Annotated in this window: 23 protein-coding genes; 7 read left to right on the top strand and 16 right to left on the bottom strand. The window is 66.4% G+C overall.

Features of this window, described 5'->3' with window-relative positions:
• Positions 1-64 precede the first annotated feature (64 nt).
• From C5O79_RS17730 to C5O79_RS17710, 5 genes are all read right to left on the bottom strand, one after another.
• Entirely contained in the window at positions 65-1,564 is a 1,500-nt protein-coding gene (locus C5O79_RS17730) for a TIGR01777 family oxidoreductase (RefSeq protein ID WP_122477009.1), read from the bottom strand.
• Positions 1,561-2,433, bottom strand: coding sequence for a DUF393 domain-containing protein (locus tag C5O79_RS17725; RefSeq protein WP_122477545.1), 873 nt, complete (start codon positions 2,431-2,433; stop codon positions 1,561-1,563). The genes C5O79_RS17730 and C5O79_RS17725 overlap by 4 nt, the downstream gene beginning before the upstream one ends.
• Before the next feature lie 100 nt (positions 2,434-2,533).
• Positions 2,534-3,004 (bottom strand): DUF2269 domain-containing protein, encoded by a 471-nt coding sequence (locus C5O79_RS17720; protein WP_039349799.1) that lies wholly within the window; start codon positions 3,002-3,004, stop codon positions 2,534-2,536.
• The gene (locus C5O79_RS17715) at positions 3,001-4,308 is read right to left on the bottom strand and encodes an SDR family oxidoreductase (RefSeq protein WP_122477547.1); all 1,308 of its coding nucleotides are present in this window, start codon (positions 4,306-4,308) and stop codon (positions 3,001-3,003) included. The genes C5O79_RS17720 and C5O79_RS17715 overlap by 4 nt, the downstream gene beginning before the upstream one ends.
• An 88-nt stretch (positions 4,309-4,396) precedes the next feature.
• Entirely contained in the window at positions 4,397-4,930 is a 534-nt protein-coding gene (locus tag C5O79_RS17710) for a MarR family transcriptional regulator (protein WP_047851291.1), read from the bottom strand.
• A gap of 160 nt (positions 4,931-5,090) precedes the next feature.
• On the opposite strand from C5O79_RS17710, the gene fabV reads away from it, so the two are divergent.
• On the top strand, positions 5,091-6,293 hold the full coding sequence (fabV, locus tag C5O79_RS17705; protein WP_046548661.1) for an enoyl-ACP reductase FabV: 1,203 nt from the start codon (positions 5,091-5,093) through the stop codon (positions 6,291-6,293).
• Between the two features lie 64 nt (positions 6,294-6,357).
• On the opposite strand, the gene C5O79_RS17700 is transcribed toward fabV, so the two are convergent.
• Positions 6,358-7,062: an SDR family oxidoreductase gene (locus tag C5O79_RS17700; RefSeq protein ID WP_047851292.1), complete on the bottom strand. Its 705-nt coding sequence runs from the start codon at positions 7,060-7,062 to the stop codon at positions 6,358-6,360.
• Between the two features lie 342 nt (positions 7,063-7,404).
• Here C5O79_RS17700 and C5O79_RS17695 point away from each other — a divergent pair, with 342 nt between their 5' ends.
• On the top strand, positions 7,405-7,989 hold the full coding sequence (locus tag C5O79_RS17695) for a TetR/AcrR family transcriptional regulator (RefSeq protein WP_046548663.1): 585 nt from the start codon (positions 7,405-7,407) through the stop codon (positions 7,987-7,989).
• Positions 7,990-8,167: 178 nt separating this feature from the next.
• On the opposite strand, the gene C5O79_RS17690 is transcribed toward C5O79_RS17695, so the two are convergent.
• From C5O79_RS17690 to C5O79_RS17670, 5 genes are all read right to left on the bottom strand, one after another.
• Positions 8,168-9,496, bottom strand: coding sequence for a hypothetical protein (locus tag C5O79_RS17690; RefSeq protein WP_131931525.1), 1,329 nt, complete (start codon positions 9,494-9,496; stop codon positions 8,168-8,170).
• A 136-nt stretch (positions 9,497-9,632) separates the two neighbouring features.
• Complete coding sequence (locus tag C5O79_RS17685) at positions 9,633-10,217, bottom strand: hypothetical protein (protein ID WP_131931523.1); 585 nt, start codon at positions 10,215-10,217, stop codon at positions 9,633-9,635.
• Between the two features lie 218 nt (positions 10,218-10,435).
• On the bottom strand, positions 10,436-11,014 hold the full coding sequence (locus C5O79_RS17680) for a hypothetical protein (RefSeq protein ID WP_122477015.1): 579 nt from the start codon (positions 11,012-11,014) through the stop codon (positions 10,436-10,438).
• 109 nt (positions 11,015-11,123) lie between these two features.
• Positions 11,124-11,909, bottom strand: a complete 786-nt coding sequence (locus C5O79_RS17675) for a YhfC family glutamic-type intramembrane protease (RefSeq protein WP_122477017.1) — start codon at positions 11,907-11,909, stop codon at positions 11,124-11,126.
• Between the two features lie 11 nt (positions 11,910-11,920).
• The gene (locus tag C5O79_RS17670; RefSeq protein ID WP_071331855.1) at positions 11,921-12,451 is read right to left on the bottom strand and encodes a GNAT family N-acetyltransferase; all 531 of its coding nucleotides are present in this window, start codon (positions 12,449-12,451) and stop codon (positions 11,921-11,923) included.
• Positions 12,452-12,655: 204 nt separating this feature from the next.
• Here C5O79_RS17670 and C5O79_RS17665 point away from each other — a divergent pair, with 204 nt between their 5' ends.
• From C5O79_RS17665 to C5O79_RS17655, 3 genes are all read left to right on the top strand, one after another.
• Positions 12,656-13,021: a metalloregulator ArsR/SmtB family transcription factor gene (locus C5O79_RS17665; protein ID WP_071331854.1), complete on the top strand. Its 366-nt coding sequence runs from the start codon at positions 12,656-12,658 to the stop codon at positions 13,019-13,021.
• A complete protein-coding gene (locus C5O79_RS17660) occupies positions 12,993-13,478 on the top strand; it encodes an SRPBCC family protein (RefSeq protein WP_039349758.1) in 486 nt (161 codons plus the stop codon). The genes C5O79_RS17665 and C5O79_RS17660 overlap by 29 nt, the downstream gene beginning before the upstream one ends.
• Before the next feature lie 124 nt (positions 13,479-13,602).
• Complete coding sequence (locus C5O79_RS17655) at positions 13,603-14,079, top strand: SRPBCC family protein (RefSeq protein WP_059487757.1); 477 nt, start codon at positions 13,603-13,605, stop codon at positions 14,077-14,079.
• A 33-nt stretch (positions 14,080-14,112) separates the two neighbouring features.
• Here the strand turns inward: C5O79_RS17655 and C5O79_RS17650 are convergent, their stop codons facing one another.
• The 4 genes from C5O79_RS17650 to C5O79_RS17635 form a co-directional block, all read right to left on the bottom strand.
• Entirely contained in the window at positions 14,113-15,243 is a 1,131-nt protein-coding gene (locus tag C5O79_RS17650; RefSeq protein ID WP_122477020.1) for an amidohydrolase family protein, read from the bottom strand.
• Between the two features lies 1 nt (position 15,244).
• Positions 15,245-16,552, bottom strand: a complete 1,308-nt coding sequence (locus C5O79_RS17645) for an MFS transporter (RefSeq protein WP_122477022.1) — start codon at positions 16,550-16,552, stop codon at positions 15,245-15,247.
• An 82-nt stretch (positions 16,553-16,634) separates the two neighbouring features.
• Positions 16,635-17,915: a CaiB/BaiF CoA-transferase family protein gene (locus tag C5O79_RS17640; RefSeq protein ID WP_047851299.1), complete on the bottom strand. Its 1,281-nt coding sequence runs from the start codon at positions 17,913-17,915 to the stop codon at positions 16,635-16,637.
• Positions 17,912-18,898: a hydroxymethylglutaryl-CoA lyase gene (locus tag C5O79_RS17635; RefSeq protein ID WP_122477024.1), complete on the bottom strand. Its 987-nt coding sequence runs from the start codon at positions 18,896-18,898 to the stop codon at positions 17,912-17,914. The genes C5O79_RS17640 and C5O79_RS17635 overlap by 4 nt, the downstream gene beginning before the upstream one ends.
• Before the next feature lie 172 nt (positions 18,899-19,070).
• Between C5O79_RS17635 and C5O79_RS17630 the strand changes: the two genes are divergently transcribed.
• Positions 19,071-19,892: an IclR family transcriptional regulator gene (locus tag C5O79_RS17630; RefSeq protein ID WP_105818278.1), complete on the top strand. Its 822-nt coding sequence runs from the start codon at positions 19,071-19,073 to the stop codon at positions 19,890-19,892.
• 138 nt (positions 19,893-20,030) lie between these two features.
• Positions 20,031-20,669 carry a 2-hydroxychromene-2-carboxylate isomerase gene (locus C5O79_RS17625; protein WP_122477028.1) on the top strand — a complete coding sequence of 213 codons (639 nt, stop codon included), beginning with the start codon at positions 20,031-20,033 and terminating at the stop codon, positions 20,667-20,669.
• A 45-nt stretch (positions 20,670-20,714) separates the two neighbouring features.
• On the opposite strand, the gene C5O79_RS17620 is transcribed toward C5O79_RS17625, so the two are convergent.
• Complete coding sequence (locus C5O79_RS17620) at positions 20,715-21,698, bottom strand: LysR family transcriptional regulator (protein ID WP_122477031.1); 984 nt, start codon at positions 21,696-21,698, stop codon at positions 20,715-20,717.
• Positions 21,699-21,715: the final 17 nt, after the last annotated feature.

Here is a 21,715-nt window from a genome sequence, read left to right as displayed (position 1 = left end):
CTTGTGAGGTCGGATGCGGCACGCCCGGGACGCACGACACGTCCCGAACGCGTTCACGCCGAGTTTATACGCGACCGCGCGGCAAACGGCAGGTCGTCCGCGGAAAATCCGCATGCGGACGATTCGTCAGGTCACGCAGCGCGTGCTCGGCCGTCGGGAACCGGAACATGAATCCGTCCTGATGCAGGCGTGCCGGCATCACGCGCTGCCCGTCCAGCAGCAGCTCGGCCATCTCGCCCATCGCGATGCGCAGCGGCGCGGCCGGCACGTGCAACGAGGCCGGGCGGCGCAGCACCTTCGACACGACCTGCACGAACTCGCGTTGGGTCACCGGCGCGGGTGCGACCGCGTTGTAGACGCCGTGCATGCCCGGGTTCGCCAACGCACGCGCGATGATCCGCAGCACGTCGTCCCGGTGGATCCAGCTCATCACCTGCGCGCCGTCGCCGAATCGCCCGCCCATCCCGAAGTAATGCGGCAACAGCATCGGGCGCAGCGCGCCGCCGGGGCCGAACACGACGCCCAGCCGCAGCACCACCGAACGGACGCCGTGACGCTCGAGCGGTCGTGCAGACTGCTCCCACTGCCGGCACAGCTCGGACATGAAGCCGGCGCCGGCGCTGCTGCTCTCGTCGAGCCGCTCGTCGGCGGGACGCACGCCGTAATAGCCGATCGCCGAAGCCTGGATCCACGTGCGCGGCTTGACCTCGGCGGTCTCGACCCAGCGCATCAGCGATTCCGTGACGCCGACGCGGCTCGCAAGCAGCACCGCCCGCCGCCGCTTGCTCCAGCGTGCACCGAGCACCGGCGCGCCCGCGAGATTGATGACCGTGTCGAAACGTTCGTGCGGCTGCAGCTGACCGACGGACGTCACGCTGCGCACGCGGCCGTGAAACGGGTAGGCCGCGCGCAGCGGATCGCGCGCCAGCAACGTGACCGCATGCCCCGCATCGAGCAGATGGTTCACGAGGGTTTCGCCGATGAAGCCGGTCCCGCCCGTGACGAGCACGTTCCCCGGCGGCGGTCCCGCGAACGGATTGGCGACCGGCGCGCGGCGCGCGATCCGGCAGGCCGCGATCCCGTCGCGGATTCCCGATACCGTCACGCCGACGGCAAAGAGGCTCAGCACCCAGCCGCGCCAGCCGAGATCGAGCGCCTGCAGCGCGGTCGGTTCGTGCGCCCACACGGCGAGCTGCATCGCGATCATTCCGAACAGCGCGCCGCCGTTGACGGCCAGCAGCGTGTGCAGCACGCGCTCGGTCGCCGGCAGCTTGCGGCTCTGGTCCTCGACGACGAAATCCCACAACGTCAGCACCACCTCGACCACCACCACCGCCGCGATGGCCGCGATCCACGCGCCGTGGAATGCGACGTTCGCGATCGATGCGAACACGAGACCGTAAAGCACGGAGCGCACGGCGTGAATTCCCAGCTCGAGCCGCGCACGCGGGCTGTGCGGCAGATCCTGCGTGAGTTCGTGGTGATAAAGCGTGTCGAACGCGCCCATCGCGCCCTGCACGATCAGCAGGTTGAGCGCCCAGTCGTAAGCAGGCAAGGTGTTCATACTGCGTCCCTCCTCCAAAGCCAGACAAGCGGCGGCACCATCGCGACGAGTGCCGCCGCGTCGATCGCCACGTGGCCCGATACATGGGCCTGCAATGAAAACAGCATGTCCTGCGGCGCCCAGATCAGCAGGCCGGCCAGCAGCCATCCCCACACTTCCCGTTTCCGCAAGCGGTTGCCGAGGTGCACGAGCGCCAGCATCCAGACCGACGCGCACTGCACCGTCGCGCCCATCAGCGACATCCACCAGACCTGCTGTGCACGCGCCGCGTCGGGCGCCGCTCCCGCCCAGAAATGCAGCTCGATGACGCGGTGATACGCGTCGAGCCACGGCGCGCCGGCAACCCACGGAACGGCCATGCCGACGAGCAGGTGCGCGATCGCGGCGCCGTACATCCAGGTCACGACGAGGCGGCGTGCAGCGTCACCCGCGGGACGATCTGCCGTGGGTTCAGCCGCACGTTCGCTACCGCTACCGCACGCCGCCCCGTCGCAAGGCGCTTCAGTGCGATAACCGAGCCAGCGCGAAACCGCATGCCGGTTGCGCGCGAGGCGGCGATACAGCAGCGCCAGCACACCGCGCACGGCCGGCACGCGAAGCAGCCGGACGAGCGAGCGGCGCCCGGTCAGCGCCTGGGCGGCCAGGATGCTGTCCACGCCGGTCAACATGCGTCCGTCGGGCAGGCGCGCGTGCAGCTCGCGATTCAGCGCGGGCAGATCGACGCCCAGCGGCGCGGGATCGAAACCCGGCTCGGCGATATCGACGAAAGCCAGCCGGTGTCGCGCGTCGCGGGCCCCGAGACGCTTGATCTCCGCAACGCATATCGGACATCGTCCGTCGAAGTACAGCACCAGTTCACTTGATCCCATGATTCGCATTCCTTCTTATTACCTGTCGCATGCTTCATGAATCGATCGACTGCTTTCGTCCATGCCGTACCGCCACTTCATTGCAGCGGCGGCGGCACGCTTACATCGGCTTGAGCACCATCAGGAAGTAGACGGTCAGCATCGCGAAGAACGCCGGATAGCCGAGCAGTTCCCAGCGCTTCGCATAGCGCCAGTACCGTTCCGGCAGTGCGGCGTTGCCGTTCGCGTGCGCGAGCTTCGCCATCGATGCCAGTTCAAGCTGCAGCCACACGACCGGCAACCAGCACACGCCGGCGATCGCATACAGCACGATCGACGCGACGAGCCAAGGCGTATCCCACGGCCAGCCGGCCGTATGCGCGAGCCAGAGCCCCGATGCCGGCTGGAAGATCACGGCCGGCGTCGTGAACCACCAGTCCGCGCGCACCACGAGGCGCGACACGGCCGCAATGGCGGGCACCGAGCGCGTGCGGTTCGCGAAGAACAGGTAGAACGCGGTGCCGAACCCGGTGCCGACCAGCAGCACCGAGGACAGGATGTGAAGCGCCTTGATGACGAGATAGGTATTCATGCTTGTTCTTCTTCTGAAAAAAGGATCAACAGGATGGCGAGAATCGGCACGTTCTTGAGCACGGGGCCGAACGGTTCGGCGAGCAGGCCCGGCATCGTGACCGCGATGACCGCCGAATACGCGACGATCAGCGCGGCTTGCGCGACCCACAGGCGGCGTGACGGCGCGACGACGGTCGCGATGCCGAACGCGAAGTCCAGCGCGCTGGCCGCATAGAGCGCGATCAGCGCGGGCAGCCCTGTCAGGTGCGCAGGCGCGAGCAGCGCGAGGCTCGCGTGCAGCGGATGGATGAACGCGCTGGCGATGGCCGTCCAGATCCACACGATCGCCAGCGCGCCGCGCAACAGCGGGCGACGCCACATCGCGAGCGCATCGCGACGCAGCGCGGCGGCTTCCGCGCCGATGAAGCCGTCGATCCCCCGCGGCGGCCGGCCGAGCATCGCCGTGGCGGCGGCCGGATCGCCGGTGTTTCCCCCACGCAGCATCGTCCACGTGTCGCGTGTGAAGATCGCGCCCGGCAGCGTGCCGAGCAGCACGGCCGCCACACCGGCCAGCGGGCCCGGCAATCCGATGCGAGCGGCCGGCGGAAACCCCAGTGCCGCGCGGTAGCGGGCCAGCATCTCGCGGTATTCGACTTCGTCAGCGCCGACCACATCGATTACCGGGCGGCCCGCCGCCGGCGCATCGACGCACCGCGCGACGACTTCGGCGAGATCGTCGACGTGCACGGGGCGCAGCCGTTGATGGCCACCGGCCGGCAGGACCTGCACCGGCAGGCTCGCGAGCATCCGGAAAAACCGCGCCGACGCACCGTCCGTGCCGTAGACGAGCGCGGGGCGCACGATCCGGAAGTCGATCGGCAGCGTCTGCAGGAAACGGTCGGCAGCGCACTTGCTGGCGAAGTAGCGCGTATCGCCGCGCTCGACGCCGAGCGCCGAGATCTGGATCACGCGCCGCACGCCGGCGCGGCAGCACGCGGTGAAGAGCGCGCACGGCGCGGCGCGATGCACGGCGTCGAGCGTCGCGCCGCGCTGATCGGCAAGGATGCCGACCGTATTGATCACCACGTCGACGCCTTCCAGCCGCGCGAGCCACGCAGCCGGATCGATGTCCTTCGCGAAGTCGATCGCGACGTCGGACGCGCCTGTCGCATGACGCACGCCGCGCAGCACGCGATGGCCGCCGGCTTCGAGCTGGGCGCACACTGCCCGCCCGATGAAACCGTTCGCACCGCACACGAGAACGGTCATGCTGTGCGCCCCGGTGCGGCCATGCGGGCGGGTCGACGGCAAGACGGTGTCCATTTTCATCCTCTATTTACAGTTATTTCTGTACAGACAGAAATAACAGCCCCGAAAAAAGCGGGCTGGCTGCCCGCATTGCGCATACCGCTTACTTCGACGGCTTGCGCCTGACCGTCTGGCTGATCTTCGCACCGATGCCGAGCGCCTTCATCAGCGTATCGGGCTTGAGCCGCAGCATCTCGTCCGACCAGGTCGTGAGCGTCTCGACGAACTGCAGCGTGTCGCGGATGCGCTGCTCGGTCTCGCGGCTCTCGTTCGCGATCTCGGGATTCGCCAGGCAATCGCGCAGCACCGTGAGCGTCGGCTCGATCTCGCGCTGCCGCCGCCCTTCGACGATCAGCTTGAACAGTTCCCAGATGTCGGTCGACGTCTCGAAGTGGTCGCGGCGGTCGCCCAGCACGTGCACGACTTTCGCCAGCCGCCACGCCTGAAGCTCCTTCAGGCTCGTGCTGACGTTGGAGCGCGCCACGTTGAGCGTCTCGGCGATCTCGTCGGCCGCGATCGGCCGGCCGGCCAGATAGAGCAGCGCGTGGATCTGCGAGACGGTGCGGTTGACGCCCCACCGCGAGCCCATTTCGCCCCAGTGGAGAATGAATCGTTCGGCTATCGGTGTGAGTTCCATGACGTGAAATTTAGGTATTTCAGTTATTTCTGTCAAGAGAGAAATAACTGAACGGCCCGCCGGGTTCCGGCCGCGCCCGCCCGCGATCGGCCGCTTCCTTTACAATGCGCGGGATTTTCCCGAATTCAGGCCGTTTCCGCCTTTCAGACAAGAGGTTTCCATGATCATCAAACCGCGCGTGCGTGGCTTCATCTGCGTGACGACTCATCCGGTCGGCTGCGAAGCCAACGTCAAGGAACAGATCGACTACGTGACTTCGCACGGCCCGATCGCCAACGGCCCGAAAAAGGTGCTCGTGATCGGCGCGTCGACCGGCTACGGCCTCGCTGCCCGGATCTCGGCCGCCTTCGGCTCCGACGCGGACACGCTCGGCGTGTTCTTCGAGCGCGCCGGCAGCGAGACGAAGCCCGGCACGGCCGGCTGGTACAACAGCGCCGCGTTCGAGAAATTCGCCGCCGAAAAGGGGCGCTATGCGCGCAGCATCAACGGCGACGCATTCTCCGACAAGGTGAAGCAGGTCACGATCGACACCATCAAGCAGGATCTCGGCAAGGTCGATCTCGTCGTCTACAGCCTCGCCGCGCCGCGCCGCACGCATCCGAAGACGGGCGAAACCATCAGCTCGACGCTCAAGCCGATCGGCAAGACGGTCACGTTCCGCGGCCTCGACACCGACAAGGAAGTGATCCGCGACGTCACGCTGGAACCGGCGACGCAGGAAGAGATCGACGGCACCGTCGCCGTGATGGGCGGCGAGGACTGGCAGATGTGGATCGACGCGCTCGATGAAGCCGGCGTGCTGGCCGACGGCGCGAAGACCACCGCGTTCACGTATCTCGGCGAGCAGATCACGCACGACATCTACTGGAACGGCTCGATCGGCGAAGCGAAGAAGGATCTCGACAAGAAGGTGCTGTCGATCCGCGACAAGCTCGCCGCGCACGGCGGCGACGCACGCGTGTCGGTGCTGAAGGCCGTCGTCACGCAGGCCAGCTCGGCGATCCCGATGATGCCGCTGTACCTGTCGCTGCTGTTCAAGACGATGAAGGAAAACGGCACGCACGAAGGCTGCATCGAGCAGGTGTACGGCCTGTTCAAGGACAGCCTGTACGGCGCGACGCCGCACGTCGACGCGGAAGGCCGCCTGCGCGCGGACTACAAGGAGCTCGATCCGCAAGTTCAGGCGAAGGTCGTCGCGCAGTGGAACCACGTGACGAACGAGAACCTGTACGAGCTGACCGACTTCACCGGCTACAAGACCGAGTTCCTGCGTTTGTTCGGCTTCGAGATCGCCGGCGTCGACTACGACGCGGACGTGAACCCGGACGTGAAGATCCCGGGCATCATCGACACCACCGTCTGACGGTACGGGCCGCCGCCGCCCCTGCACGCGCGGCAGGGGCAGCGGGCCCGGGATACCGGCGACGTCAACGCGGCGCCGGCTCTTCCAGATAAACGCCCGACGACAGCGTTGCCTTCACCTGCCGCGTGAACTCGTCGGTCGACACTTCCTCCTCTCCCGCTTCGATCGCTTCGTACGCCTGGCGCACGACGTCGGCCGGCGTCGCTTTCGGCACGTCGAGGCCGGCCGTCAGGTCGGTATCGATGAAGCCTGCATGCAGCCCGACGACCTGCGTGTGCTGCTCGCGCAGCGAATGGCGCAGCCCGTTGGTCAGCGCCCACGCAGCCGATTTCGACACGCCGTAGCCCGACAGGATCGGCCGGTTCACCCAGCTCGCGACGGACAGGATGTTCAGGATCGCGCCGCCGCCATGGCCGGCGAGGATGCCCGCGAACGCGCGCGACATCGCCAGCATCCCGAACACGTTGGTTTCGAAGTGATCGCGCAATGCGTCGGGTGCGCCATCGTCCGTCAGGCTGCCGAGCCGCGCGATGCCCGCGTTGTTGATCAGCAGCGTGACGTCGCGTGCGGCATCGGCCGCCGCGGCGACGGCCGCCGGATCGGTCACGTCGAGCTTCACCGGCACGACGCCCGGCAGCGTCACGGTGGCCGGATCGCGCGCCGCCGCATAGACCTTGCGCGCCCCTCTCGCGAGCGCCTGCTTCGCAAACTCGAGCCCGAGCCCGCGGTTTGCGCCCGTGATGAACACCACTGCACCTTCGATCTTCATGTTCGTTCCTTTCGCATGATGAATCGCATGCGCGCCGGCTCGCCGCGCGCGTGAGATCCGGTGGAAAACCAGCCTGCCATTGCTCGTCGAACCGTGGCGCCGCCTGACGGCAGACGGCGAGCCGCCCGCTGCCCATGACCCGGCGGCGCCAAAGACCCCGACCGATTGCCATCCGGTGTTCGGGCAGCGGCTTTGTGCTCGCCGCCAAGTCGACTACACTTGATGTCAATGTCGATCACCATCGTCTTTGCGATGCATTGTGTTCCCGCCATCCGGGCACGTCAATGGTGATCGCCATTGTGTTTTCCAATCGACGCGATCGACAAAATCAGGGAGGGATCGATGGGCGTGTCAAGACAGCAGGCTGCCGAGAACCGGAGCGCGATCGTCGCGGCCGCCGAGCGGCTGTTCCGCGCGCGCGGCGTCGACGCGGTGGGGCTCACGGAGCTGATGAAGGAAGCCGGCTTCACGCAGGGCGGCTTCTACAACCACTTCAAGTCGAAGGACGCGCTGGTCGCCGAGGTGATGGAAAAGGCGATGCAGGACCGCGCGGACTCACCGAATGCCGGCAGTCTCGACGCGCAGGTGGCGTTGTATCTGTCCGCCGCGCATCGCGACAACGTCGAGGCCGGATGCCCGCTGTCCGGTTTCGCGGGCGATGCGCCGCGACTGACCGACGCGGCGCGCGCGTGCTATGCGCGCGGCCTCGCCACGTATCTCGATCGGCTCGAACGGATGGTGGCCAAGGAAGGCGCGACGCCGGCGCAGACGCGTCGCGATGCGGTCGCGGTGTTCAGCCAGATGGTCGGCGCGCTCGTGCTGTCGCGCGCGATCGCCGGCACCGATCCGGCGCTGGCTGACGAGATCCTCGCCGCCGGGCGGGAGACGCTCACTGCCGGGCGCGACGATTCGGGCACGCCGGCGTGACGCCGCACACGGCACAACGCCATTCCGCCGTTGCTGCGCTATGCGATTGCCCGCGCGGCATTCCACAGCTGCTGCCCGCCGGGCAACGCATATCACGCGTCAAAGCGCGTGTACTACGATTCGAACGGCTCCATCAGCCGATGGAAGAAACTTGAATGACAGACTAAGAATTCTCGGACTATGTATTCTTACAGATTCTCAGCTTGTATTCATGCTTTGCCCTCGTCATCGGGATATCAAATATCCATGGAAACACGAGCACTTCGCCATCGTATTGCTCAAAGGACACTTTCCCCTTCAGCTTGCCCACCGAAGCAACGAGCGGATCGTTTAGCCTGGCCTTCGATACCGCATAGGGAAGCGGATACTGCATCGTGAATTTATCCTGAGGAGGAAAATACATCTCAGATGGCGGCAATGGTGAAAAATTCATACCCTCATCATAATCACTCGATGCATGCTTGATAATTGATCCACTATTGTCGACAGTTTGAAATGTAGAAACCGTTAATCGCGGCCATTGGGCCGACACAAGCCGATAAAGAGCAGAATCCGGGTTGGAAGCTTCTGGAGCGTATTTCTGGATCCTCGCCAGCGCTGCCGCGGAAACGGCACCAAACTCCGGCGAATGGCGAGGATCGTACTCTCGGCCATCAGCATCCCTTATATATGCGATAAAATCTCGCGGGACGCAAAACTGCCAAGCCTTCAAAATTCCATCACACCATATCTGCGGTTCATACGTTGCGTCCTCTTCGCCCGAAGCAAAGGTACGATATTCACTAAGATTGATTGCATAATCAAACGAAGACTCCAGCTCCCTCAACGTAAGCAACGCCCTTGAAATTACTCCATATACAGAATTTCTCAACGGATAATCACCATTCAGGTATGTATCCAAAAAGAGATGCCCACTTATGTCATTCGGATTGAACGGTGAAACTGTATTCGACTGCAAGGTATCCGGCATCGCGGTGCGGAGCGCCTTGACCACGAGATCAGAGTCGGACGTAATGTACCCTTCGCCATCAGCAACAAAATTTGCGACCGACGCGACATGAACGACCTTGAAATTTCCGGGTTTTATTTTCGGATTGGCATACACGACTCGGTGCGTTGCATTTGCATACAGACTACCCTGCGAATGCCCCACCAATAAAACACGCCGACCTTTATTCAGAACATAATCATTAACCTTCGATGCCGCGCCTTCTACTCGATCGTCCACATATATGTATTTTGCCTTAAACTGCTCTGCAACTCTGGCCGCAGTCTTCTTTTCCGTATCAGAGATCATCGTCTTGACCAGATCGATCGTTGTCGGGAGGAGGCCATCCACGAAGCCACCAGCAACTCGCGCCAATATTTCCCAAGTTAGATTCGGACGATCGGCCATTTTTTGCCGAAATACGACCATTAGATCGTCTAGAAATCCATTTGATTCGTTTGGAAAGAACGAATAATAAACAGGAATACCCCCAACCTTATTTCCGATGAGCGCAGCCACGGCCTCTGCGCCGCTCTCGATATCTGCATATTATTAAGAATCCCATTTCCGTAAACCACCTGATATGGCGAATCACACTTATCGTCGACTTGTTGCGCAAACACCGGGATCGAAAATGCAAGCACCAACACCATCATTAATTTTCGCACGATTCCCCCCGGTATAAATCGTAGATATGACCCGACATATTTCTCATCGCGACTGAAAATGCCTGCCAGCGCTCCTTGGTATTCAACATCATCGCCAGCACCAACTTCGATTCGTCAACACCCCTTTGTCCCATTAATCCACGAAGGCACGCAAATGATTTCACCATTCGCTCAGCAGCATTTACCGCCCCCTCACGCGATCCGCCATACACCAAAAAATCGCGTTGCGCGACAGCGTATTGCTTCATCGCTGCGCGTTGTTTCGGATCCGTATATTTTTTATCGATAAAATTCTCGATGTCATCGCGAATTTTATTATTCTTCGACTCAACCCCGGGAACGGAATCAGAATAGTCCGTTGAAACACCACCCATGGCCGGACTTCTCCGAGCCATCGAACTCACCGAATCAAATGACGACTGAATACCAATTGAGTCTGATGTGCCGAGTGATGGCGTTGCTTCCGCTCCAGTCCATGTGGCCTTCGGGGTCTCGGTTCGAAGAAACGCATAGGTGCCCGCGACAACCATCCCCCCGATGACCACCACGACAATAAGCTCCCTCGTATTCATTTTTTGTGGCTCCCGTATTGTTATCGCTTATTTTTGGAGCACTATAGTCTCTGGCGGCAATCCTGCAAGATAATTATTAGAAAAACGAAAGGAATTCGCCAGAAAAGCCGCCTCGACGGGTGGCGTTTCGCAGGGAAAGGCGTTCTTACATTGGCCGCCGCCCGGCGGGCAATGCTCCAGTCACCAAGACGTGACGCTGAAGCAGCGCCGCTTCCGCGCTATTCGACCGACCGCGCCGCCTGCCACAGCGGCTGTGCACCGCGCGCCGCATTCCACGCGGCAAAACGCGTGCGCCACGCTTCGAACGGCTCCGACAGCGGGTGGCGCGGATCGTCGCTGAGCGAATACGCCATCCCTTCGATCAGCCAGCGCGGCCGGGTCGCGACAGCCAGGTTGCCGAGCACCTCGGCCTGGCGATGATGGATCAGCTCGTGCGCGAGAAAATAGGTATGCCAGCCGCGCGGTGCGACGACCACGCCGAAATTCCCGAGCGTCAGCGCCGCGCGCTGGCCCAGGCCGAACGCATCGGCGCACGCCCGCGTCGAGCAGAACACCACGCGCGGCGCCGCCTGGAATGCGCCGACGGCCGCCGCCGCGCGCGCATAGCCGTCGCGATAGAGCTGCTGCGCGGCGCCGAGCTTCGCGGCATCGTCCGTGCAGATATCGGCGCTCGGGCACGACACACCGGGAACCAGCGCGGGCGCGATGACGCGCAACGGCTTGACGAGCGCATACGCGGCAATCGGCAGCGCGACGAGCAAGCCTGTGAGGGCGAAAGCGACATGGGAGCGTTTCATCGGGGCGGTGGTTCCGGGGCGTTCTCGTTCTGCTGAAGTCTTCCTGCGTGACTATATCGGACCGGCGATGTCGGCGGCCTTGCTTGATTCCCTGACGAAGCCCGGCCAATCAGGCCACATGCCCCGTGCTCGCGTCGCCGGCCCCCGTCATCCGGCGGCTCCAGCGCAGCCCCAGCCACAGAAGCACGACACCGCAAACGAACAGGAGCACCTCGACCAGCACGGTATCGACATGCCAGTACCGCGTGAGCAGCACGACGGCGAGGTCGAACAGGAAGTGAAACGCGATCGCATACGCGAGCCAGCGCTTCGTACCCCGGACGAATGCCTGCAGCACGATCAGCGACAGCCCCACGTGCGCGGCCATCGCGCTCGCGCGCTCGAACAGCGCGAGAAACGGCGACGCGAGCGTCATGCCCGCGAACTGCGAGCCGATCAGCGATTGCACGCCTTCGGGCACCACGACGCCCGCGTGCGCGAGCACATAACCCGTGCCGAGCGCGAGAAACCCGACGCCGACCAGCAGCATCGCCTCCAGCCCGCCGTGCCCGAGCCCGAGCATCACGGCCGTCGGCGCGTCATGTCGCTTCGGCAGCAGATACCGGAAAGCGACCCAGCGCCCGCACTCCTCGAAGAGGCCAGCGGTCAGCGCCGCGAACACGAGCATCGGCAGGTGCCAGCGGGGATCGTTCCCGAGCCAGTGGAACAACGGCGCCTGCCACGACAGGCGCAGCACCGGCTGGAACACGAAAAAAGTCAGCATCCCGTAGAAAAACACCCGCAACGGCACCTGCGTGCGGCGCCGCCACGCGACCGCGAGCAACACCGGCACGATCAGCGCCACGACACCCGCCGCGCATGCGAGGAACAGGAGCAACGGGGCGACGGGATGCATGACGAATGCCGCTACGCGAGTTGCTTGTGGAAATACGTCGTCGCGCAGAGCGTGCCGTCGGGCATCAGCGCGTAGTTCGGCACGACGCCGACACGCTGCCAGCCGGCCCGCTCGTACAGCCGCTCCGCGTCGCCGCCCGTCACGGTATCGAGCACGAGCACGGTCTTGCCCGCGTCGCGTGCGGCCGCATCGGCCGCCGCCATCAGCCGCGCGGCGATGCCCTGCCGGCGCGCCCGCCGCGACACGAGCATCTTCGAGATATCGGCGCGATGCGGCTGGTTCTCGGGCTGCGCGGTCACGACCTGCACGGTGCCGACGATCCGGCCGGCCGCATCTTCGGCAACGAGCAGGATGCGCTCGCCGTTCGCGACGCCGTCGGCGACGTGGGTCCAGAATGCGACGGCGGTCGTCCGCTCGATCGGCAACATGAAGCTGACGGACGCGCCGCCCTCGACGCAATCGATCAGCACGTCGGCCAGTGCTTCGACACAGCGCTTCGCTTCGCCCGCGTCGACGCGGCGGACGGTAACGGATTCGGTCATGCCAACTCCGGTAGTCGGTTGGATCGCACACGCGGGTTCGGCGTGCGTCCGGATGGGAAGGAACACCGGCCGGCCGTCGCGACTCGCGCAACGGCGGCAGGCGCGCGGCAACGCCGCACCCGGTCGGCACGTGTTACCGCCCCATCATCCTACGCGACGAAAGATTCCGTTGCATCGCCGTCCGCCTCTCCTATACTTAGCCACATGGCTAACTTTCAACCCGGCATCAGCGACGTCTTCCACGCCCTCGCCGATCCGACGCGCTGCGCGATCGTCAACATGCTCGGCCACGGCGAACAGACCGTCTCCGCGCTGGCCGAGCCGTTCGACATGGCGTTGCCGTCGTTCATGAAGCACGTCGCCGTGCTCGAGCGCAGCGGCCTCGTCCAGACCCGCAAAGCCGGCCGCTCGCGCACCTGCACGCTGGTCGGCAGCCGGCTGACCGAAGCCGAGGCATGGCTCGCCGAGCAGCGCGCGCTGTGGGAAGCACGATCCGATCGTCTCGTCGAATTCGTCGAACGCCGCCATCAGGAGGAGCAAGATGTCAGCCAGCCCCGTCGACCCCGTTGAAGCCCACGATCTCGTCATCACGCGCACGTTGCGTGCGCCGCGCCATGCGCTGTGGCGTGCATGGACCGACCCCGAACTGCTGAAGCAATGGTGGTGCCCGAAACCGTGGACCACCGAAGTGCGCGCGTTCGACCTGCGGCCTGGCGGCGCCTTCCACACATACATGCGCGGCCCCGACGGCGGCACCAGCGACAATCCCGGCTGCTTCCTCGAAATCGTGCCGGAATCGCGCATCGCGTTCACGTCGATGCTGACGGGCGGCTGGCGGCCGCAGGCGCCGTGGATGGGCTTCACCGCGATCATCACGATGGCCGACGACGATGCGGGCAGCCGCTACGAAGCGCGCGTGATGCATCCGGACGCCGCCACGCGCGACCGCCACGAAGCACTCGGCTTCTTCGAGGGCTGGAACACCTGCATCACGCAGCTCGACGAATTCGCGGCCGCATTGCGCTGAGCCGGCCGCGGCCGCGTGTGCGGTCATTGCATGCCGCCTCTCGCGCGCCTAGGATTCCTGAAGGAAGCATGACGACACGCCGGCCGCCGGCGTGCACCGTCGTGCGCGCTCCGCGGGAGGCCACATGTTGCACACGCACACGCATTCGACCCGGGTCAGCCGGCACCTGAACGCCCCGCGCGGCCGCGTCTACCGCGCGCTCCTCGATCCGCACGCCGTCGAGCAATGGAAGGTGCCCGACGGCATGACGTGCCGCGTGCATGCGTACGACGCGCGCGAAGGCGGTGCGCTGCGGGTATCGCTGAGCTACGACGCGCCGTCGGCCGGCACCGGCAAGACCACTGCGCGCACCGATACCTATCACGGACGCTTCGTCACGCTCGTGCCGGACGAGCAGATCGTCGAGATCGACGTGTTCGAGACCGACGACCCGATGCTGCGCGGGGCGATGACGATCACGATCACGCTGTCCGACGAAGCGGGCGGCACGCGCGTGGACGCCGTGCACGACGGGGTGCCGCCCGGCGTCCCGGCCGCCGACAACGAGACCGGCTGGCAAATGGCGCTGGCGCGGCTCGCGGCGCTGGTGGAAGCCGGGTGAGCCTGCGCCGCGCCGGGCCCGCCGCGGCGCGCGTCAGCCGAGCCGGTAAGCGCGCGTGACCGTGCCGCGGAACAGCGCGTCGCGCTCGTCCGGGCTCGCCTGCGCGGTCAGCCGCTTGAACGCATTCCAGCCGTTCACGAACGAATACGAGCCCTTGTCGACCGGGAAATTGCTCTCGAACATGCAGCGCCCGGGGCCGAACGCGTCGATGCAGGTCATCATCCACGGCTTCCACGCATCGGCGAGCTGCACGGAAGACGGCGGCCGTTCGCCCTTCTCGAAATCGAAACCGTTGATGCGCATCCCGAGCCCGCCGACCTTCACGTACACGTTCGGCAGTTGCGCGAGCGTACGCATCGACGCCGACCAGCGCTCGAACACCTCCGGCCGCTTGTCGGCATAACTGGCGATCCGCACGACGCCGCCGCAGTGATTGACTATGACGCGCGTATCGGGGTTCGCCTTCGCAAGCTCGAACAGTTCGGGCAACTGCGGAAAGAACAGCCACGCGTCATACGACAGCCCGAGCGGCGCGAGCTGGGCGACGCCCGCCCGGTACGCGGGATCGAGCAGCAGCCCGCGCGGCACTGCCGACAACGGATTGGCGAGCGTCGGATCGGCGTCCCATGTCGTCAGGTGACGAACCCCGCGGAAGCGCCCGCGACCGGCGTCGAGATGCGCTTCGAGCACCTCGCGCACGCGTTCGCCGAGACGCAGGTCCGCGTGGCCGACGATGCCTTTCGCGACCGCCACCGGGCCGTGCTGCAGCGCCTCGGTCACGCCCGCGACGTAGGCCGTCTCGCCCACCGGTTTCAGTTCGGCCGGGCCCGATTCGCGATAGCGCGTCTGCGCCTGCATGTAGACGGACGCCTGGATGTTGTGGCCGGAGCGCGCATCCTTCAGATAGTCGTCGAGCATGTAGATCCAGCCCGGCCGTTCATAGAAATGATGATGCGCGTCGACGATCGGCAGGTCGGGCTCGAGCGCGGGTTCGAGCGCCGACGCGAGCCAGTCGGGCCGGACCGCGAGATAGTTGCTTTTCGTCGTCATGCGGGAAACTCCTTCCTGGGTGGCCGCGCGCGTCCCGGTGAACGCGGGCAGCGCGAGCGATGCGGCGGCCGCGCCGAGCAGCCGGCGTCGCTTGATCGAAATCGTCGTGTCCATGTCATTCGCTCCGGTCGAACGCATACAGCGACAGCGTGAGCAGCGTCGTGATCGCCAGCACGATCGCGAGGCCGAGCATGCCGGCGGTAAAGGTGCCGAAGCTGTCCTTCAGGTAGCCGACGAGATAAGGGCCCGCGAAGCCGCCGAGCGCGCCGATCGAGTTGATCAGCGCGAGCCCGCCGGCCGCGGCCTGGCCGGACAGGAAGCGCGACGGCAGCGTGTAGAAGATCGTGCGGCCGGCGATCGTGCCGATCAGCGCGAGCGTGATGCCGACGAGCGCCGGCCCGAGCGTCAGGAAGTGCGTCGACACGCCGAGCGCCACCGCGCCGATGAACAGCCCGATCGCCAGGTTCGCGACGGGGCCGCCGCGCCGGTCGACGCGCTTCGCCCACCACAGCAGCGCGATGGTCGCGAAGAAGTACGGCACCGCGGACAGCCAGCCCGTCTGCATCGTCGACATGCCGTGCGCCTTCAGCATCTGCGGCAGCCAGATGCCGATCCCGTAGGACCCCATCGTGAAGCCGAACGAGATCAGCGCGAGCACGTACACGCGCACGTCGCGCAACGCAACGCCGAAGCGCTTCTTGCGGCCGGCGGCCGCGGCGTCGCGCTCGAACGCGCGCTGCAGCGCCGCACGCTCGTCGTCGGACAGCCACGCGGCATGCGCCGGCGAATCCGACAGCAGTTTCAGCACGAGAAAACCGAGCGCGCACGCCGGCAGCCCTTCGACGATGAACATCCATTTCCATCCGGCAAGCCCGAGCGCGCCGTCGAGTTGCAGCAGCCACGTCGACAACGGACCGCCGATCAGCGACGACAGCGGCGTCGACACGGTGAACCACGCCAGCACGCGCGTGCGGTAGCTCGCCGGAAACCACACGGCGAGGAAGAAGATCACGCCCGGAAAGAATCCGGCTTCGCCGATGCCGAGCAGCAGCCGGATCGCGTAGAAGCTCGTCGGCCCGGTCGCCAGCGCGGTCGCGGCCGCCATCAGCCCCCACGTGATCATGATGCGGGCGAGCCAGCGCCGCGCGCCGAAGCGGTACAGCGCGAGATTGCTCGGCACCTCGAACATGCAGTAGCCGGCGAACATGATCCCCGCGCCCCAGCCGAACTGCGTCGCGGTCAGCCCGAGATCGCGGTTCATCGTGAGCGCCGCGAAGCCGACGCTCGTGCGGTCCAGGTAGTTGAAGAAGTACGCGAGCGCGAGCAGCGGAATGAAGCGCCACGCGGCCTTGCGCACGGCCCGTTGCTCGATCGACGTGTCGGTCTCGCGATCGTCGGCCATTGCCGGGGAAGCGGATGTCATGGTTGTCTCCGTGGATGGGGCGGCCGCGCCCGTGCGCGGCACGGCCGGGACGCCTTTGTTCGTTCGGTGAATCGCGGCCGCGCTACGCGCTCGCCAGTTCATTCGGTGACGGCGCGCCGCCCGGCGCCGCATCGTCCGCGCCATGCCGGCCCGCGACGACGCCGGCTTCGATCAGCGCACGCGCATCGTCCGGCGTGTAGCCGAGCTCGCCGAGCAGCGCGCGCGTGTCCTGGCCGAGTGCGGGCGGAGCCGTGCGCAGCCGCAGGCGTTCGCCGGCAAGCGTCAGCGGCAGCAGCGCGGTGCGCGTGTCGACCGGCCGCCCGGCGCTGCTCGCGTCGGCCGGCAGCGTCACGGCCTCGAGGCCGCCCGTGGCGAGCAGGTGCGGATCGTCGAACAGGTCCTGCGGTTTCGTGATCGGCGCGTACGGCAGGCCGTTCGATTCGAAGATCGCGCCGATCTCCGCAGCCGAATGCGACGCGAGCCGCGCGCGCAACTCGGGCAGCAGCCACTCGCGCGCCTGCACGCGCAGGTTGTTGGTCGCGAGGCGCGGATCGTCCTTCAGCGCGGCCAGGCCGAACGCATCGCAGAACAACGCCCACTGCGTGTCCGATACGACCGCGAGAAAGATCTGTTCGCCATCCTTGACGGCAAACACGTCGTAGACGGCCCACGCGGAAATCCGGCTCGGCATCGGCGATGCGGCCTGCCCGGTCACCGCGAACTGCATCATGTGCTGCGCGACGAGGAACACGTTGTTCTCGAACAGCGAGCTCTGCACCTGCTGGCCGCGGCCGGTGCGTTCGCGCTGCGCGAGCGCGGCCATCGCGCCGATCGCGCCGAACATGCCGCCCATGATGTCGTTCACGCTGGCGCCCGCGCGCAGCGGCCGCCCTTCCGGGCCCGTCATGTACGCGAGGCCGCCCATCATCTGCACCACTTCGTCGAGCGCGGTGCGATGCTCGTACGGCCCCGGCAGGAAACCCTTGTGCGATACGTACACGAGGCGCGGGTTCAGCGAGAAGAGCGCGGGATAGCCGAGGCCGAGCCGGTCCATCGTGCCGCTCTTGAAGTTCTCGCTGAAGACATCCGCCGTCGCGACGAGCCGCAGCACGATCTCCAGCCCGCGCGGATCCTTCACGTCGACGGCAAGGCTCTTCTTGTTGCGATTGAACATCCCGAAGAAGCCCGCGCCGGAACCGCGCAGCGCGCGCGTGCTGTCGCCCGCGATCGGTTCGATCTTGATGACTTCCGCGCCGAGATCCGCGAGCAGCATCCCGCAGGTCGGGCCCATCACCATGTGCGTCATCTCGATCACGCGCGTGCCTGCGTACGGCAGCGCCGAAGCCGGTTGATGGTCGTTCATTGCGCGACTCCCGTCAGGCATCCTTCCGGTTGCACCGCGCTCGGTGCGCGGCCGTCCGCGTAACGGAAGCCCTTCGGCAACCCGGCGTCCGGCACATGCCCGTACAGCGCCTCGGCCGGCAGCGCCGCGTACAGGATTGCGCGCGCGGCGAGCAGCGCGTCGACGTCGATACCCGTGTCGAATCCCATCGCCTCGAGCAGGAACACGAGATCCTCGGTGACGATGTTGCCGGTCGCGCCCGGTGCATACGGGCAACCGCCGAGGCCGCCCTGGCTCGCGTCGATCGTCGTCACGCCCGCGTCGAGCGCCGCGACGACGTTCGCGAGCCCCTGCCCGCGCGTATTGTGGAAATGCGCGCCCCCCGCCTTGCCGCCGACTTCGCGCTGCAGGCGCAGGAACAGCCGGCGCACCTGCGCCGGGTTCGCATAGCCGCTCGTGTCGGACAGCCCGATCTCGTCGACGCCGCATTCGGCCATCGCCACCGCCATCGCGATCGTCTCGTCGTCGCTGACGGCGCCCGCGATCGTGCAGCCGAACGCGACCGACACGCCCGCCTCGATCTGCACCGAGGGAAACCGCGCGTCGCGCAACGCGACGATCGCACGCACCTCGTCGATCATCTGCGCGGGCGTCTTGCGGATGTTCGCCAGCGAATGCGCTTCCGTCACCGAGACCGGCAGCGTCAGCTTGTGCACGCCGGCCTCGAATGCGCCCTCGGCGCCGCGCAGGTTCGGCGCGAGCGCGGCGACGTGCAGCCCGGGAATCGCCAGCGCGTGCGCGACGACTTCGCGCACGTCGGCCATCTGCGGCAGCAGCCTGGCCGGCACGAACGACCCGACCTCGATCTCGCGCAGGCCGGCCGCGGCCAGCGCCGTGATCCAGCGCAGCTTGCCGGCCGTCGGCATCACGGCCTGGATGCTCTGCAGGCCGTCGCGCGGCCCGACCTCGCTGACCAGCACCTTCGGATATTCGGAAACGCTCATTTGACACTCCATCGTTCTATCTGAAAGAACATCGTTCTGTTTGACAGAACTTTATGCACACGTCGAACCAGCCGTAAGCGGGGTATACCCGTGAAATTGCGATTTTCTGGAACTTGAGTTCTGCCAGACAGAACGATATAGTCGGCCGATCATCCTCAGAAGGAAGCAGGCAGTGCCCAAGACTCAAACCGATCACGCCGGCAGCGAGCCCGATTCGCCGGTCGAAGAAGCGTCCAGCGGCGTCGCCGTGCTCGATCGCGCGTTCGCGATCCTCCGTGCGTTCGGGCAGACCGACGACCGGCTGTCGCTCGCGGAGCTGTCGCGCCGCACCGGGCTGTACAAGAGCACGATCCTGCGCCTGCTCACGGCGCTCGAACATGGCGGCTTCATGCGCAAGCTCGACGACGGCCAGTACGCGATCGGGCACGAGCCGCTGCGGCTCGCCGCGCTGTATCAGCGTTCTTTCCGGGTCGGCCCGGTGGTCGAGCCGCTGCTCGAGACGCTGAGCCGCGAACTCGGCGAAACGGCATCGTTCTACGTGCGCCAGGGCGACATGCGCTCGGTGCTGTACCGGGTCGAGCCCGCCCGTGCGGTGCGCGTGTCGATTCGGGTCGGCGAGGAGTTTCCGGTGCGCCAGGGCGCGTCCGGGAAGGTGCTCTTGGCGTTCACCGACCTGCAGGATGCGCGATGGAACGACGTGCGCGAACAGCTGTGGGCCGCGTCGTACGGTGAGCGCGACCCCGAGACGGCGTCGGCATCCGCGCCCGTGTTCGGCGCAGCCGGCGAGTGTGTCGGCGCGCTGACCGTATCGGGCCCGAAATCGCGGCTCGCCGACGCGCCGGCCATGGCGGCGGCGCTCGCGATGCTGTTGCCGCTCGCGCAGAAGGCGACCGTGGCGCTCGGCGGCTCAGGCGCACGCTACGACGCGGCGGCCGTGCGTGACAGCCTCGCGCGGCTCGCATCGGCAGCGGGCCACGGCGACGCGGCGCCGTAACCGACGGCGCGCGCCCGGCCGCGCCACAGCGCGAAAGGCGGCCGCGTGCGACACTGGCCGCCGATGCATGCATCGCGCGCCGCCTGCGGGCGTGCCGCGCGTGCCGCAACCAACCGGACACGCTTGAGGGCCGCCACCATGAACGCCGCGCGCACCGCCACCTGGTATTTCGATTTCGTTTCGCCGTTCGCCTATCTGCAGCAGGAACAATTCGACCGGTTGCCGGCCGCCGCCGCATTCGAGCCTCGGCCCATCGTGCTCGGCGCACTGCTCACGCACTGGGGCCAGAAAGCGCCGGCCGAGATCGCGGCGAAACGCGTCTTCACCTATCGTCACGCGCAATATCGCGCGGAGAAGCTCGGCATCGCGTTCCGGATGCCGCCCGCGCACCCGTTCAATCCGATCAAGCCGCTGCGCCTCGCGCTCGCGATGGGCAATTCTCCCGACGCAATCCGGCGGATCTTCAGGCATATCTGGCGCGACGGCCAGGACGTGTCGACACCGGAAGGCTTCGCCGCGCTGTGCGAAGCAGTCGGCTTTCCGGAAGGTGTGACGGCCGTCGACACCCAGCCGGTGAAGGACGCGCTGCGTGCGAACACCGACGATGCGATCGCGCACGGCGTATTCGGCGTGCCGACCTTCGCACTCGACGGCGACCTGTTCTGGGGCGAGGATGCGACCGACATGTTCGCCGACTGCGCGACGTCGCGCGCGTGGCTCGATTCGCCCGAGGTGCGCCGCATCAGCGCGCTGCCCGAAGGGATCCGGCGCGGCTGACACCACCGTGGCCGCCCGGCGCTCGCGGCACATCCCGCGTCGGAGTCAGGTATCGCGCCCTTCGACGAGCCCCGGCACGGCCTCGCGCATCATCGCGGCGAACCGGACGAGCCGCGACGGATAGAACTGCGCATGCGGGTAGGTCAGGTAGACGGGCAGCGGCGCGGCCTGCCACTCGGGCGCGAGGTGCACGAGCTCGCCGCGCGCGAGGTGGTCGGCCAGCATCCATGACGAACCGACGCACGCCCCCACTCCCAGCAACGCCGCGCTGCGCAGCGCGTAAAGGTTCGCGGTCGTGATGCGCGGGCGGATCGCAATGCGCCGCGTCTCGCCCGTGGCCGAATGCGTGAGCGCCAGCTCCGTGCGGTAGTACGTGCGCAGCGCGAGCCACGGCAGCGCGGCCAGCGCGTCGGGATCGGCCGGCACGTCGGCGCCGTTCAGCACGGACGGCGCGGCGACCACGAAGCGCGGCACCTTCGAGAGCCGGATCGCGACCACGGCCGGATCGGTCGGCTCGCCCACCTGGATCGCGCAATCGATGCCGCTGCCGACGAAATCCCGCACCTCGTCCTGCAGCAGCCACTCGACCGACACGCGCGGATAGTCGCGCAGGAACCGCGCGAGCGGCTCGACGAAACGCTCCTGCCCGAACGCGTGCGGCACCGCAACCCGCAACAGCCCGTCCGGCTCCTCCTGCGCACCGCGCAGATCGGCCTCGAACGCTGCCCAGTTCGCCAGCAGCTCCTTCGCGCGCTTGAAGCAGCGCTCGCCGTCGACGGTCAGCCGCATCGTGTGCGTGGTTCGCTGCAGCAGCCGCATGCCGAGCGAGCGTTCGAGCGCCTGCAGCCGCCGGCTGATCGTCGGCTGTGTCGTATGCAGTTGCGCGGCCGCGGCCGACAGGCTGCCGGCTTCGACTATGCGTACGAAGGTTTCCATCAGCTCGAAACGATAGCCCGCTCCGTCCACCGGCACCGCCTGAATGCGCGGAGATCCGCCAGGAGCGGGAGAGAAGGGGGATTTTTCGGTCATTCGTGGAGCGTATAACA

Origin of the sequence: Burkholderia sp. SRS-25, assembly GCF_004343765.1 — a bacterium.
GTDB classification, from domain to species: domain Bacteria; phylum Pseudomonadota; class Gammaproteobacteria; order Burkholderiales; family Burkholderiaceae; genus Burkholderia; species Burkholderia contaminans.
Note: the sequence above shows the minus strand (reverse complement) of the source record. Positions and strands in the feature narration are given on the sequence as shown.